General features: G+C 66.0%; 16 protein-coding genes. 3 read left to right on the forward strand and 13 right to left on the reverse strand.

Features of this window, described 5'->3' with window-relative positions; translation table 11 throughout:
* Positions 1–40 precede the first annotated feature (40 nt).
* The 3 genes from OG876_RS27835 to OG876_RS27845 all read right to left on the reverse strand — a co-directional run bounded on the left by OG876_RS27835 (position 41) and on the right by OG876_RS27845 (position 1,896).
* On the reverse strand, positions 41–808 hold the full coding sequence (locus OG876_RS27835) for a L,D-transpeptidase (RefSeq protein WP_328519589.1): 768 nt from the start codon (positions 806–808) through the stop codon (positions 41–43).
* Positions 809–881: 73 nt separating this feature from the next.
* Positions 882–1,454 carry a GNAT family N-acetyltransferase gene (locus OG876_RS27840; protein ID WP_328519590.1) on the reverse strand — a complete coding sequence of 191 codons (573 nt, stop codon included), beginning with the start codon at positions 1,452–1,454 and terminating at the stop codon, positions 882–884.
* Positions 1,455–1,479: 25 nt separating this feature from the next.
* Positions 1,480–1,896, reverse strand: coding sequence for a hypothetical protein (locus tag OG876_RS27845; RefSeq protein ID WP_328519591.1), 417 nt, complete (start codon positions 1,894–1,896; stop codon positions 1,480–1,482).
* Positions 1,897–2,004: 108 nt separating this feature from the next.
* On the opposite strand from OG876_RS27845, the gene OG876_RS27850 reads away from it, so the two are divergent.
* A complete protein-coding gene (locus OG876_RS27850) occupies positions 2,005–2,892 on the forward strand; it encodes a LysR family transcriptional regulator (RefSeq protein WP_328519592.1) in 888 nt (295 codons plus the stop codon).
* Between the two features lie 15 nt (positions 2,893–2,907).
* On the opposite strand, the gene OG876_RS27855 is transcribed toward OG876_RS27850, so the two are convergent.
* Genes OG876_RS27855 through OG876_RS27890 form a run of 8 tightly spaced genes read right to left on the reverse strand, consistent with a single transcriptional unit; the run spans position 2,908 to position 11,043 of the window.
* Positions 2,908–3,873: an alpha/beta fold hydrolase gene (locus tag OG876_RS27855; protein WP_328519593.1), complete on the reverse strand. Its 966-nt coding sequence runs from the start codon at positions 3,871–3,873 to the stop codon at positions 2,908–2,910.
* 11 nt (positions 3,874–3,884) lie between these two features.
* Positions 3,885–4,859: an aldo/keto reductase gene (locus OG876_RS27860; protein ID WP_442914029.1), complete on the reverse strand. Its 975-nt coding sequence runs from the start codon at positions 4,857–4,859 to the stop codon at positions 3,885–3,887.
* 59 nt (positions 4,860–4,918) lie between these two features.
* Positions 4,919–5,884 (reverse strand): hypothetical protein, encoded by a 966-nt coding sequence (locus OG876_RS27865; RefSeq protein WP_328519595.1) that lies wholly within the window; start codon positions 5,882–5,884, stop codon positions 4,919–4,921.
* Positions 5,881–7,182 carry a family 4 glycosyl hydrolase gene (locus OG876_RS27870; RefSeq protein WP_328519596.1) on the reverse strand — a complete coding sequence of 434 codons (1,302 nt, stop codon included), beginning with the start codon at positions 7,180–7,182 and terminating at the stop codon, positions 5,881–5,883. Before OG876_RS27870 ends, OG876_RS27865 begins: the two co-directional genes overlap by 4 nt.
* Positions 7,183–7,186: 4 nt before the next feature.
* Positions 7,187–7,960, reverse strand: a complete 774-nt coding sequence (locus OG876_RS27875; RefSeq protein WP_328519597.1) for a hypothetical protein — start codon at positions 7,958–7,960, stop codon at positions 7,187–7,189.
* 1 nt (position 7,961) lies between these two features.
* Complete coding sequence (locus OG876_RS27880) at positions 7,962–8,774, reverse strand: carbohydrate ABC transporter permease (RefSeq protein ID WP_328519598.1); 813 nt, start codon at positions 8,772–8,774, stop codon at positions 7,962–7,964.
* On the reverse strand, positions 8,771–9,703 hold the full coding sequence (locus tag OG876_RS27885) for a carbohydrate ABC transporter permease (RefSeq protein ID WP_328519599.1): 933 nt from the start codon (positions 9,701–9,703) through the stop codon (positions 8,771–8,773). The genes OG876_RS27880 and OG876_RS27885 overlap by 4 nt, the downstream gene beginning before the upstream one ends.
* Positions 9,700–11,043, reverse strand: coding sequence for an ABC transporter substrate-binding protein (locus tag OG876_RS27890; RefSeq protein WP_328519600.1), 1,344 nt, complete (start codon positions 11,041–11,043; stop codon positions 9,700–9,702). The genes OG876_RS27885 and OG876_RS27890 overlap by 4 nt, the downstream gene beginning before the upstream one ends.
* A gap of 119 nt (positions 11,044–11,162) precedes the next feature.
* On the opposite strand from OG876_RS27890, the gene OG876_RS27895 reads away from it, so the two are divergent.
* Positions 11,163–11,876, forward strand: coding sequence for a GntR family transcriptional regulator (locus tag OG876_RS27895; RefSeq protein WP_328519601.1), 714 nt, complete (start codon positions 11,163–11,165; stop codon positions 11,874–11,876).
* Between the two features lies 1 nt (position 11,877).
* Here OG876_RS27895 and OG876_RS27900 read toward each other — a convergent pair whose 3' ends face one another.
* Positions 11,878–12,972: a methyltransferase domain-containing protein gene (locus OG876_RS27900; protein ID WP_328519602.1), complete on the reverse strand. Its 1,095-nt coding sequence runs from the start codon at positions 12,970–12,972 to the stop codon at positions 11,878–11,880.
* Positions 12,973–13,016: 44 nt separating this feature from the next.
* Positions 13,017–13,394 (reverse strand): hypothetical protein, encoded by a 378-nt coding sequence (locus OG876_RS27905; RefSeq protein ID WP_328519603.1) that lies wholly within the window; start codon positions 13,392–13,394, stop codon positions 13,017–13,019.
* Positions 13,395–13,653: 259 nt separating this feature from the next.
* Between OG876_RS27905 and OG876_RS27910 the strand changes: the two genes are divergently transcribed.
* Complete coding sequence (locus tag OG876_RS27910; RefSeq protein ID WP_328519604.1) at positions 13,654–14,157, forward strand: SAM-dependent methyltransferase; 504 nt, start codon at positions 13,654–13,656, stop codon at positions 14,155–14,157.
* The last annotated feature ends 21 nt before the right edge of the window (positions 14,158–14,178 follow it).

Raw genomic sequence — 14,178 nt, forward strand, 5'->3', positions numbered from 1 at the left:
CCTTCCGGGCACCCCGTTGCCCGGAGTCGGCTGGCTTTGCTCAGTATTCGCCGTAGACCTGGACTTTGGTGCCGATGGGGGTGTCGGCGAAGATCTGGTGGATTTCGGGGCGGAGGACGCGGACGCAGCGGTGGCTGGCGGGGTAGGGCTTGATCAGGGAGTTGACCCGGGAGCCGTGCAGGGCGATGCCGGGGCGGTCGCGGAGGAAGTAGAGGGAGTCGTACATGAACGCGTCGTCGTACAGGCTGCTCTCGTGTGCGCCGGCCCACTTGCGCCAGACCTTGCCGGTGCGGTTCGGGGTCTCGTACCCGGGTGCGCCGGTCGAGATCCAGACGATCCGCTTGTAGGTCTTCCCAACGATTTGGTACAGGATCTGGCAGGTCTTGTTCACGTAGATGCCGGGCGAGCGGGTCGGCGCCGGCCGCTTGGTTGCGTTGAGCACCGAGTACGCGTCGTTGAGGGTGAGCCCGGCGCGGCTGACCGGCATGCCGTTCGTCTCGCGCCACGCACACAGCGCCTGCTTGGCCCGCACCGTGATGTCACCGTCGATGTCGCCGACCGGGTACCCGAGCTTGTCCAGTTGCCGCTCGACGCGCAGCGCGTAGTACTGCGGCTTCTGCTTCACCTTGGGCTTCGGCTTGACCGGCGTCGGCTTGGCGGTCGTCGGTGAAGCGGTCGGCGTACTCGCGGACGGCGTACTCGACGTCCTGGGGGAGGGAGTCGACTCGCTCGCGGCCACGTCGGAACACCCGGCGAGCACGAACGCTAGTACGACGGCACCGGCAACGAGACCACGTCGACGAGACACGATTCCCCTCTCCCTCGAGCACTTTTCAGAGTCGCAGAACCACGCCGTGTGAGCCGGCAGCGACCCGCCGAGATTAGTGCTCCGAAGGTTCCCCGGACGCGTCGTTCCCCGATCCCGTCACCGAACCGTTGTCGACGACCGGTCCAGGGTCGTCCCGCAACCTGCTGTACAAATACCCGTCCCGGTACTTCCCCGCCCGGAACTCGCACGCCCGGATCACCCCTTCGAGGGTGAAACCCGCCTTCTCCAACGACTTCTGCTCGGCAAGATTCTCCGCATGTGTCGCGGCCTGGATCCGCTGCACGGGCGTGTGCTGGAAGAGATAGTCGGCCAGTACAGCCTGCGCCCGCCAGCCGATCCCACGCCCGCGGTACTCCGGCAGCAGTGCGATCCCGATCTCCCAGTACGACGTCCTGCTGTCGAACGACCCGGTCCGCCAGCTCACGAACCCAGCCGTTTCGTCGTCGGAGCGGACCAGCAATCGCCCGTCGTCCGTGCCGAGGAACCCGTCCTCGGCGAACCGTCGTGCCGGCGCCTGCGCGTCCCGGAACCCGGCCCAGTCCAGCCCGATCAGCCCCGGTTCGACGGCGAACCGCCGGAACAACTCCAGATCCCCTTCACCGACAGGCCGCAGCTCGATCCGCATCCGGCCAGACTAGGTGGATCAGGGATCAGAGCCCGAGGTCCCGAAGGAACTGAGGCTTGTAGGCCTGTATCACGACGTACCGCTGATCCGGCACCTCCATACCCGCGTTCTTCGCCGCGTCGCTGGCGGCGTCGTGCTCACCCACCGGCACGCTCGGGTCGGTCCAGTCCTGCTCGGCCGGATTCCACCGCGTCACCGTGTACTCGGCCTCGATCTTGTCGTGGGCGACCAGTTCCTTGGCGGTCCGCTCCGCTTCCTGCGCATCCGCGAGGGTGTGCGTGTACAGCAGCATCCGGTTCCCGTCGCGGGTCACCGTCACCTGACTCCCGAGCCGCTTCTGCGCGTCGTCGTCCAGATCCAGTGCCCGCAACCGCTCCCAGAACGTCAACCTGTGCTCGTCGTTCCCGAGCACGACCTCAACCCGAAACTCCTCATCCGCCATGCTCGACACCCTACCTAGTGGAAGCCTCCGGGCCGTCGCGGCATGGATCGTCCGCCAACATGCGGGACAGGTGAATCGTTTTGCTTCGATCGACTAGAGTTCTGAGTCATGGAGCTGAGGCACTTGGAACACTTCGTGGCGGTGGCCGAGCAGAAGCACTTCACGCGGGCGGCCGAGGCGATGTCGATCTCCCAGTCCGGCCTGTCCGCCTCGATCCGCGCCCTCGAACGCGAGCTGCGCGCCTCCCTCTTCGTTCGCAACACCCGGAGCGTCGAGCTCACCGAGGCCGGCCGAGCCCTGCTGTGCGAGGGACGCCGTACTCTCGCCGCCGCTGAGGCGGCCAAGGACGCGGTCGCCGCGGTTCAAGGTCTGCTGCGCGGTCACCTCACGGTCGGCCTCGAGCAGTGCCTCGGCGTGGTCGACGTACCGGCGCTGTTGGCCAAGTTCCGCTCCGCCTACCCGGGTGTCGAGATCGAGGTCCGCCAGGGTGGTTCCACCCCGATGCTCGACGAGCTGGCGTCCGGTCGCCTCGACGTCGCGTTCGTTGCCACGGACGGTGACCGCGTCGACGGATTGGACCTCCGCCCGCTCTCGCGGGAGTCGATGGTCCTCGTCTGTGCCCCCGACCACCGCCTCGCCAAGGCGTCCGCGGTCTCCCTCGACGACCTGGTGGGGGAGTCGTTCGTGGACTTCGACCCCACCTGGGGCGCCCGCACGATCTCCGACCAGGCGTTCACCACCGCCGGCGTCGCTCACCCCGTGACGATCGAGGTGAACGACGTACACACGCTCCTGGCCCTCGTCGCCCACAACCTCGGCGTAGCCCTTGTCCCCGAACGCATCGCCGCCAAACGCGGCGACCACATCACCGTCGGCCTCACCCCCGGCAGCGCCGCCGACTGGCAGGTCTCCGTGGCCGTCCCCATCGGCACCGCCGCCTCACTGGCCGCCGACGCCCTCCTCGGCATGCTCCCGACGACCGCGGTGCACAGCTAGTCCCGACGCGCTGTCTCAGTTGGTTGGGCTCGTTCCATGGCCGACCCACGCCATCAGCTGCATCTCGGGCTCACGGCGGGGACCGAAATGACCGCCGTCCACCCACAGCAACTCGGCGTTGGGTATGTGGCGCACGAGCCATTCCCCGTGTGCGGCGGGTACCGAGGTGTCGTCGCGCGCCAGCATGATTCGTGTCGGCGCCTGGACATCCTCGACCGACAGCCCCCAATCACGGGCGTCCGACAGGCAATCGTCGACGTACCCGGCTGAACCCTGCCGACTGGACTCGTCGAACGCTTCCATGAGCATCGTCCAGTCGTCCTTCGGGACCTCCAGCTCGGGCATACCGGCCTTCACCCAGTCCATCATCTCCCGCCAATCGGCCTCCAGCGCCGCGTTGCCCTGCAAGGCGTGCTGCCAACCGTGCCGGGCGTAGTCGTCCATGCCGTCGTAGAAGTCGAGCCCCTCAGCCGTGAAGGGAGCAGATCCGACAACGGTCGCGCAGCGGCTCACCCGATCCGGCAGCAAAGCAGCAGCAGCCAACGCCGGCGAGGAACCACCCGAAACACCGGCGACCCCGAAGTGCTCCAGCCCGAACGCATCCGCGATCGCGCGCACATCGTCCGCCGCATCCGCTCCCCGCCGGCCCGGCACCCGCGTAGACACCCCATAGCCGGGCCGGTCATAGGTGAACACCCTCAGGTGATTCTGTGCGTACGCATCACCCGGCTCACGCAGGAACCGGCTCCCCGGCGTCCCGTGCAACCAAAACATCGGAGCCCCGTCCGGATCCCCCCACACGCAAACCCCCAACCTCCGACCATCCGGAGTAACCACAACCCTCGTCTGCTCCTTCACGGCACTGCCCCCATCCGCCCGCTGACAGATCACCCACCTGCTCCTAGCCTCGCGCCTCAAACGCAAGGCCGCCACGTCCACGCACAGAAAGGCCGTCGTACCCCCCGCGGGTACGACGGCCATTTGTGCTGCTGTTACCAGGCGTAGTCCTCGGGGGAGGTCTTGTAGCCGGGGAAGATCTCGTCCAGGCGGGCGAGGGCCTTGTCGTCGAGCTTGATGTCGACCGCGCGTACGGCGGACTCCAGCTGCTCCATGGTCCGTGGGCCGACGATCGGACCGGTAACGGCCGGCTGGTGCAGCAGCCAGGCCAGCCCGAGCTCACCGGGCTCGTGGCCGAGCTCGTCCGCGAACGCCTCGTACTGCTCGATCTGCGGGCGGAGCCTTTCGAGTGTCTCCTTGGCCCGGCCCTCGAGGCGGCGTACGCCCTCGTTCTCCTTGCGGACGACACCGCCGAGCAGACCGCCCTGCAGCGGCGACCACGGGATCACGCCGAGGCCGTACTCCTGTGCGGCCGGCAGCACCTCGCGCTCCACATCGCGCACGAGCAGGTTGTAGATCGACTGCTCGCTGACCAGGCCGATGTAGTTGCGCCGCGCCGCGGCCTCCTGGGCCTGCGCGATGTGCCAACCGGCGAAGTTGCTGGATCCGGCGTACAGGATCTTGCCCTGCTGGATCGCGACCTCGATCGCCTGCCAGATCTCGTCCCACGGCGTCGCGCGGTCCACGTGGTGGAACTGGTACAGATCGACGTAGTCCGTCTGCAGCCGCTTCAGCGACGCGTCGAGTGCGCGCCGGATGTTGAGCGCCGACAGCTTGCCCTCGTTCGGCCAGCCCTCGCCCATGTCGCCGTAGACCTTGGTGGCGAGCACGGTCTTGTGCCGGTTCGCCGAGTCCTTCGCGAACCACTCGCCGATGATCTCCTCCGTGCGACCCGGGTAGATGGCCCGCCCGTACCCGTTGGCCGTGTCGAAGAAGTTGATGCCCTTGTCATGCGCCGCGTCCATGATCGCGTGCGCGTCCCCCACCTCGGTGTGAGGACCGAAGTTCATCGTCCCCAACACGATCCGACTAACCGACAAACCAGTACGCCCAAGATGAGTGAAGTCCATACCCCCCACCCTTGCTCGCCGGCGCCGACTCTTCCAACAAAATAATCAGGTCAGTGCCATCACTTGAGCTTCTGAGTCAACCTGTTCCGCACCAGTCCGGTCGGCTTGGCGCCACCTTCGGCGATCGCATCCAGCAGCGACCCCACGAGCGCGGGGTCCTGCGTGTGCTGAAGATCGAGTTCGAGACCGCGGCCCTCGCACGTACGGCGGAGCGCGGCAAACAGAGGCGCATCCGGCTCGCGGACGAGACCGCCGCCGACAACCACCGTGACAGGATCGGCCAGCCCACAAGCGCGGGCGAGGCTGAGGATGTAGTCGGCGAGGCGTTCCGTCTGCGTGTCGACCAGCTCAGCCACCACCGGGTCGTCATCGATGAGCTCCAGGACAGCCGGCGCGTACGCCGCCAGAGCCGCGAAAGTGAAGGCGTTGCCTCGCGCGGTGGTCGTCTCGAGCATCTCCTCAGGAGTCGATACGCCGAACAAGGGCGGAAGTACCGCGGTGAGCTTCGTCGACTCAGCCATGCCAAGCTGGGACAGGTACACCGCTCGCAACGCCTCACTCACCAGACCGGCGCCGCCGAGCGGGTGCTGCAGCCACCACGACAGCGCCCACTCCTTCAACGGACCCCGGCCGGCCAGTGCGGCCCCGGTGCCCAGTACGACGGAGACGCCCTGTCCATCGAGCCGCCCGCACCGAATCAGCGCGAATCCGTCGTTCTTGATGCTGAAGGCCCCTTTATCGAAGAGCCCGCCCAGCGCCGCGTTCCAGAACTGTTCGTCGACGGGCCAGTCGACACCCGCCAATCGAAAGGCCGCATGCCTGACGCCTGAAGGCCCGATACCCGCGGAGTCGAGTACGTCGTCGACGAGGCCGAGGACGACGGCTCTGGCGGCCTCCGGCCCAGCCGGTCCGTAGATGTCGCCGACGCCGCCCCGGGCGAGGCCGACGAGGTCACCGTCGGCCGTCGTCAACCCCGCCCAGGTCTTGGTGTTGCCGGCGTCGACAGCGAGAAAGAGATCTGTCACCTCAGAAGTCTTTCGGGCAGGTACGCCGCGTGCGCCGCGGCCATCTCGTCGTACAGGTGCTCCGCGACCGACAGATCGGGCACCAACGGGTTCGCGATGAGCGCCCGGATCGCGTCGGCGCGCGTGCCCTCCCACGCGGCCTTCGCCGCCAGCATCTGGTAGTCGGCGAGCTGACGCGTGATGCCCCGAACAGCAAGCGGCAGCGGCCGTTGCGGGTCGATGTGGCAGCCCTTCCGGTTGACGGTGCAGTAGACCTCGACGACGGTCTCCGCGTCGAAGCCCGGGAGTGCATTGCCAACATTGGGAAGGTTGACAGGCAGACGGGCGCCCGTGTCGTTGTAGTAGGCGCTCATGACGTCGATGGCCAGCTCGAGCTCGTGGATCCCGCCGCGCGACCGGGCCGGATCCAGGTGGGGATGGCTGGACTCGGCCTGCTCGCGGTAGTGGTCCCAGTACCCGGGAACCGCGTTCATGATGTCTTCCGAACGGGTTGTCGGCGCGGCCTGCTGCGCTCTGAACACCTCGTTACGGAAGTAGTAGTAGTTGAAGTAATCCGACGGAATGGACCGCATGACCACGGCAAGGTGCAGCGCCCGCTTCGAGTTGGCGTCGAGCGTCGGGTCGTCCTTGCGGGCCCCCCACGCCGCGTCGAGCAGCGGCATGACGTCCTCGCCGTCGTACAGGTGCTCGTAGCTCCAGCAGTTGTGGTTCACGCCGGCCATGGTCACCTTGGCGCGCTCAGGGTCGAGCCCGGCCGCCCTGAGTACGACGGGCGGGAACACGATCGGCCCCTCGCACATCGAGTAGATCGGGATGGGCGTGTAGTCCGCGACCGCCTGGGACACGATGTTGACCGGGTTGGTGTAGTTGAAGATCACCGCGCCCGGGGCAACTGCCTGCAGGTCATCGGTGATGCTGCGCATGTCGTTGATGGAGCGCAGCGCCATGAAGAACCCACCAGGTCCCTGCGTCTCCTGCCCGATCACGCCGTGCTTGAGCGGAATGCGCTCATCGAGCGCGCGAGCGGCGAAGTTGCCGGGACGGAAACTGGTCAGTACGGCGTCGACGTCGGCCAGCCCGGCTTGCTGATCCGTTGTCGCTGTGACGGTGATGTTGTCACCGCCTTCCACAGCAAGCTTCTCGGCGATGCGGCGTACGGTCTCCAGGCGCTCGGGGTCCTGGTCGATGAGCACCACCTCCGAACCCGCGAACTCCGGTCCGTGCCACAGGAACGAGGCCATGGTGCCGGCCGCTCTGGAGGATCCTCCGCCGATGTAGGCCATCTTGATTCGAGCCATGTCTTTATGAGACCCCTTCTCGTTCTGACTTGGGTGCGGCTTCTTCATCCGCGTAGATGAGAGCGTTGCGGCAGTCGTGGACGATCGTTGCCGGCCACATCGGGTCGTAGCTGTCGGCCTGACGAACCCGGTCGAAGGCATACGCCTTGTTGAGCCCCCACAAGAGCATCGCCACGGAATGCGAGAGCTCGGCCAGTTCCGCCGTACCGATCGTGACGCCGTACGTCGGGACGTCGGCCGGGGACCGTAGATGCGGGAAAGTGGACAGGTTGTCTCTCCGCGTCGACTCGGGCAACTTCACGACCCGGGTCGGCGCGTCCCGCGGCGTACCCGGTCCGTTGAGGGCGACGTGGCCGTCGCCCTGGCCACTGGCGAGCAGGAAGAGATCGATGCCGCCCAGAGCGAGCACTTGCTGCTCGAAGGCGCTGGGGTCGTTGGGATCGGGGGCGAGGAGACTGTCCGGACGAAGTCCAAGGGGGCCTAGTAGATTTCGTTGGGCCCAGCCGATGCAGCTGTGCGGCGTGCTGGGGGACAACAGCTCCCATTGTCCGGCTTGCCCCGTGACGTACTCGTCCATCATCACCACCTTCAGGCCGTCGACGCGGACTCCACGCTGGTGCGCCAGCCGGTTCAATGCGGCGGCCACCGGCGTCGCACTGCGACCGGCGGGAAAGCCGACGACGTACCGGTCCGCGGCGGTAAGCCGATCCAGAATCTGCTCGGCCACGACTTCGCCGATCTGGGCAGCGGAGGACAGCACGGTAATAGGTGTCGCCACGTCACTCCTTGACCGCGCCGGCCATGACGCCGCTGATGAACTCACGCTGGAAGAACAGGTAGAGAGCCACGACCGGCAGCGAGACGATCAGCGAGCCGGCGGCCATCAGGTTGACCTGCAGCACGTGCCGGCCCTGAAAGGCGCCCAGGGCAACGGTCGCGGTCTGCTTCTCGGGGTCGCCGAGGAAGATCAGCGACAGGAAGAAGTCGTTCCAGGTCCACATGAACGACAGGAGGACCAGGGTGAGGACCGCCGGACGAGCCATCGGGACGAGGATGCGCCACAGGGTGCTCCACACGCTGGCTCCGTCGACGGCGGCCGAGTCCATCACCGAGCGGGGGAGCGCTCTGAACGTCGCCCGCATCCAGTAGGTCCCGAACGGAACTCCCATGCCGAGTTGGATGATGACCAGTCCCAGCCACGAGTTGGTGAGGCCGATGCGCTCGAACTCGTAGTACAAGGGAATGACGATCACTTCGGTGGAGACCATCATCCCCAGCAGGATGACCGGGAAGAGGAACCGCTCGCCAACCACTCCGAGGATGCCGAACGCATAGCCGGACAGGATTGCGATGACGGTCTGTCCGATGACGGCGGACACCGTGATGACCAGTGACGCGTACATCGAGTGGGCGAGGTTGCCGTCGTGCCAGGCCGCCCCGAAGTTGCTCCACGCAATCTTCGAGAAGTCCAGTGCGCCCGAGGTGTTGGGGCTGAGAGAGGTCAGGACGAACCACGCGACGGGGAACAGCACCCCGATCGTCAGCGCGATGACGATCACGTAGTTCGTGGCGCGCTCGTACCTGGAGATCATCGGTCTTTGTTCTCCATGATCCTTGTGATGCCGACCGCGATGCCGAGGCAGAGGACGGCCAGGACCACACCGGTCGCGGAGGCCTTGCCGACATCCGGGTTGACGAAGGCCAACTGGTACAGGAGAAGCGCCGGGGTAGTGGTGGCAGTCCCCGGGCCGCCCTGGGTCGTGATGTAGACCATGTCGAAGGTCCGCAGCGCACCGGTGATGGTCAGGGTTAGTGCGATCGCCATCTGGCCGCGCAGGCTCGGGAGGGTGATCAGCCTGAACTCCTGCCACCGCGTCGAACCGTCCAGCCGCGCGGCTTCGTAGAGCTCGTCCGGGATGGCGAGGATGCCGGCGAGGAACAGCACCATGGTGAACCCGAAGCCACCCCAGACACCGATCATGCCGAGTGATGGCAGGGCCCAGGTGAAGTCACCGAGCCAGTTGCGGGTCAGGTGGTCCAGGCCGACCCAGCGCAATGCGCCGTTCAGCGGTCCATCGGGCGCGTAGATGCGCTTCCAGATGATGGCCACCACGACACTCGTCAACACCTGCGGGAGGAAGAGGAACCAGCGGTAGATGCCCTCGCCACGGATCTTCGCCCGGCTGAGCAAGGCCGCACTGATCAGTCCGAGGCCGAGCGGAATCAGGCCGAACATGAGGATCAGTACCAGGACGTGTCCGAAGGCGGCGTACATCCGTGGGTCGCGTCCGAACTCGAGGTAGTTCTGCAGTCCGACCCACGACGGCTCGCTGACGCCGTCCCACTTGTAGAACGAGTAGTTCACCGTCTGGAGCAGCGGTACCAGGACGATGACGCCGTACAGCAGGAGTGCGGGCGACAGGTAGAGCAGCCCGATCCAGCGCCTTCGTCGGGTTTGTCTCGAGGCGGCTCGCACCCTCGGTTTCGCGCCGACCGCCAGACGAGAGGTCTGAACGGTCATCGTCGCCCGGCCTGGAACTTGTCGTAGTCGGCCTGAACCGCCTTGACCAACTCGTCCGGCGCGCTCCGGCCGGCCAGCAGCAGCTGGACCTGACCGCCGAGGGTGTCCAGCATCGAGGGAGTCGACCAGTCGAAGTACGGGACGTAGCCGTTGTCCTTGTCCAGCGACCGCTGACCGGTGATCTCCGTGCCGAACTCAGCATTGTCCGCCGGTGCCTTGACGTCGTTGAGCAGGGGGAGGAAGCCGTTCTCGACGACGTACTGCGCGGTCTGCGGGCCCGCGAGGAAGTCCAGGAACGAGGCGGCGACATCCGGGTGCGCGCACTTCGAGCCGAGTGCGACCGCGGTGGATGCACCCGTACCGACGACCTTCCCACCAGTGGCCTGGGGGAGTTGGACGTACCCGTACTCCTGCTTCTGGGCACCCTTGAAGGCCAGCGTTCCCGTGTACTCGAAGCGGAACGCGGACTTCCCCTTGAGGAACGCGTCGATCGCGTCGGCGTACTGGATGCCGGCATGGTTCGGCGTCAGCCAGCTCTTGTCCTGGTACGACTTCAGGCGCTCGGCCGCCTCCGACAGCCCGATGTCGCCGGCCTTGACGGCTCCCGTCGAGTAGACGAAGTCGTTGATCTTCTTCTGATCGCCGAACAGATCCTGCAGCGCCAGCAGGATCGCGGTCGACGAACCCTTGTCCTGCGACCCATAGCCGATCGGTACGACGCCCGCGGCCTTGGCCTTCTCACACGCGGCCTCGAAGGACGCGAGGTCGGTGGGCACGGTGGCGCCAATCCGGTCCAGAACGGTCTTGTTGTAGTAGAGGCCGATCAACGACGAGCTGGCGACCGGCGTGGCGAACAGGGATCCGGAGCCCATCTCCTTGCCGTCCGGAGTGAACTGGGTCTGCCGCAGGATCGTGCTCGGGAACTTGTCCCAGCCGAACGCCTTCGAGTAGCCGTCCAGGTTGAGAACCAGTCCCGCCTTGGACAACGTGCCCAGCGACTGCCAGCCGTTGTTGACCGTGATGATGTCCGGAGGGTTCTTCTCCTTCAACCGCAGGTTGGCCGTCTGGGTCAGCTGGCCCCAGTCGACGGACGTGCGCTTGATCGTCACGTTCGGGTACTTCTGCTGGTACGCCTTCACCGCGTTGGCCACCCACTGGGCGGCATCGCCGGACCACCAGTCCAGCATCGACAGCGTCACCGCACCGGCCTTGGCCACGTCGATCGACGTCGCCGGGGCGGACGGAGTGCTGCTCGCCTTGGTGCCCTGTGGCGCGCAACCAGCAAAAGTGAACAGGCCGAGCGCTGCCCCCGACTTCAACACCGTCCGCCTGGTAACCATCGTGACTCCTTCGTCCGTGACTTTCCAACCACCCTACGACTCGGAAACCAGTTATGCCAGTCCCAACCAGTTGCTTCTTGTGAGCGTGGATTGGTCGCACAACTGGTATAGTAAGGGCCGTGACAGCAGCAGAACCCGCGGTTGAGCGCGTCAAGAAACGGATCCACGAGGGCATCGTCGGCGGGCGCTACCCGAGCGGAAGCAGGCTGCCGAGCGAACGCCAGTTCGCCCTCGAAACCGGCCTCAGCCGCATGACCGTCCGGGCCGGCTTCCAGGCCGCATCCGACGACGGCCTGATCGTCCCGTCACCCCAACGAGGCTGGTACGTCCGCGACCTCGTCCTCCGCGAACCCCCGAGCCGGCTCCAGTCCTTCACCGAGATGGCTCACGACCTGGGCTTCCGCCCCAGCTCCGAACTCCTCGACCGCCGCGAACGCCCCGCCACCCTCGACGAGGCCCACCGCCTCCACCTGGCCCCCACAACCCCCGTAGTAGCGATCCGCCGCCTCCGAGGCATGGACGGCCGCCCCGTCACCGTCGAAGACCTCGTCATCCCCGTCGCCATCGCCCCTTGGCTAACCACCGTCGACCTGACGGACGCGTCCCTCTACGAACTCTTCTCCACCCACGGCATCGAGTTCTCCTACTCCCGCTACACCGTCCAAGCCCAGAACGCCGACGCCACCCTCGCCACCCTCCTCAACCTCCCCACCAACGGAGCCATCCTGGTAGCCACCGAAATAGCCTTCACCCAAGACACCACCCCCCTCCTCTCCGGCACCAACCACTACAGAGGCGACGCCTACCAATTCACCGCCGACCTAACCCGCTAAGTCAGAGCGTGAAGGTCCAGCTCCCGTCTGGGCTGGTGAGAGTGCTGCGGTCGGTCGCGAGCTCAACGACCAGCTGGTGAAGCGGGAATCTGCCCGCCTCTTCCCACGTCCGCTGCACCCGTTCCAGGTCGTCCCACAGCCGGCGCGGACCGCCTTGTTGGATGGTTCCGCTGGATTCCTCAGCGCGCGCCCAAGAGCCGTCATCAGCGAGAAGCCATACGATCTCGGATCCGTCGTCCAACGTTGCCGACCGATTCTCGATGTCCGGACTGTCGAGTTCATGCAGGCTGCGCAACGACCAGTCAGTCCACAGATCTGGCACACGCCTGTCAAGTTCTCGTACGTCGTCTCCCGGCGCGTCACGTGCAGCGGCGTACACGTCATCGAGCCGAGCCGGATAGTCAGCTGTTCGCCGAGTGCGCATGAAGCTCGCAGGATCCGCCTGGATGTGCCCCCGAGCGATGCCGTCATCTCCCATGTCGGCGCTGATCGGCAGTGAGGTGCCCACGATCGTGGCGATGATCCGACCACCGGGTTGCAATGCGTTGAGCCAACTCTGAGGGATGGGCCGAACCGACACCGTGGCAACGATCCTGTCGTACCGACCGTCCGGCAGATGGCCGGTAGCGTCGGCAACCTCCAGTCGCGGAACCCGACCGAAGCTGGCGAAGCGTTTGCGAGCCGCCTCGACCAGGTAGGAGTCAACGTCAACGCTGGTCACTCGCTCATCACCCAGCCGGTGGCTCAGCACAGCGGCCGAGTAGCCCGAACCAGTGCCCACGTCGAGCACTCGCTGACCAGGTTGGGGATCAAGAAGGTGCAGCATGTGAACGATCAGGCCGGGGAGCGTCGACGAGGACGTGGGGAGCCCGGACGCCCGATCTCCGGCTTTGGCATCATCCGCGTGTAGCGCTCCCACCCGGGTCACCAGTGTCTCGTCCGCGTAGACCTGCGCCCATGGACGCTCCTGGTCAGGCGCCAGCACACCCCAGACGAACGGGTAGCTGTCAGGAATCGGTTCCCACCAGCGCGGCACCAGGACATGCCGAGGAGTGGCGCAGACCGCCTCGTACCACTCAGGCGCCGTCACCGTCACCTGCTCGCCAGCCTGCGTGCAGCCCCAGTCCAATCGCGCACTGGTTAGAGATCCTCTCCCTGCAAGGCGTCGGCCATCGCCTCAACCATCGGAACACCAGCCTTGACTGCCAACCAGTGCCATTGACCATTCGGATTCACCTCGAAGAACACCCACCGACCCTCGGGAGTCACGGCAAAGTCCAGCGCGCCGAAGTACAGGCCGAGCTCGTCCATGAGCAGCCGAACGCCCTTCTCGACATCGATAGGTACCTCGACCAGCTCGTAGGTCAGCGATGCATAGTCTGTTCGCCAGTCAAGCTTGGCAGCCTCGCACATGAAACCGCCTGCACCTTGCGCGACCTGGGAGACCTCGAAGGTGCCGTCCGGGAATTCCAGCGCAGCGTTCGAACCCGTAAGGCGGCAACCTTTACCAGGACTCACGCAGTGACGTTGGGCTACCTTGGCTCGGTGCAGCCGCGAAGCGGCAACGTCGACGAGGCCTGCGGCACCTGGTCTGTAGCCCTCGACGTCATGGACGGCGTCCAATCGGGTCGGGCCAGGCAGGCCGTGCGAGACATGGGTCAAGTCTCTCGGCCTATCGTGCTAGCGGAATTCGTTCAGTCGCCGAGCTGGACAGCCGTGCGGCTCGGTACCTTGCCGCCGCGAGCCGATGAACCGTGGCGACTATAGAGAGGATCGTATGAGTCAGCCCATCACTGTGGAGCCTGTTGCCTACGTCGTCGGTGGGCGCATAGAACCGACCGACGACTACTGGGGCGGAACCCAGGCGATCATCCGGATCGACGGCCAAAGGTTCACCGAGGAATCCACCCGAGGGCTGGAGGACTTCTCGCACCTCGAGATCGTGTTCCACTTCCACCTGACGGACCAAAACGATCTCAACCTCGGAGCCCGGCGCCCACGGGACAACCCCGACTGGCCCGAGGTCGGCATCTTCGGTCACCGGAACATGCGTAGAGTCAACTGGCTCGGCGTCTCACGCTGCCGCCTCCTGAAGGTCGACGGCCTCGACCTCGTGGTGGAAGACCTAGACGCCGTTGACGGCACGCCCATTCTTGAGATCAAACCTTGGTTCACCGAATTCGCCCCCCGAGGCGAAACCCGCCAAGCCCCCTGGACCACCTACATGCTGACGGACTACTTCGCTCCATCGGAGAGCGCTGGCCACGATTTTCGACACTGAGGATGGGTTCGAGCTCGGTGC

Source organism: Kribbella sp. NBC_00359, assembly GCF_036097425.1.
Lineage (GTDB): Bacteria > Actinomycetota > Actinomycetes > Propionibacteriales > Kribbellaceae > Kribbella.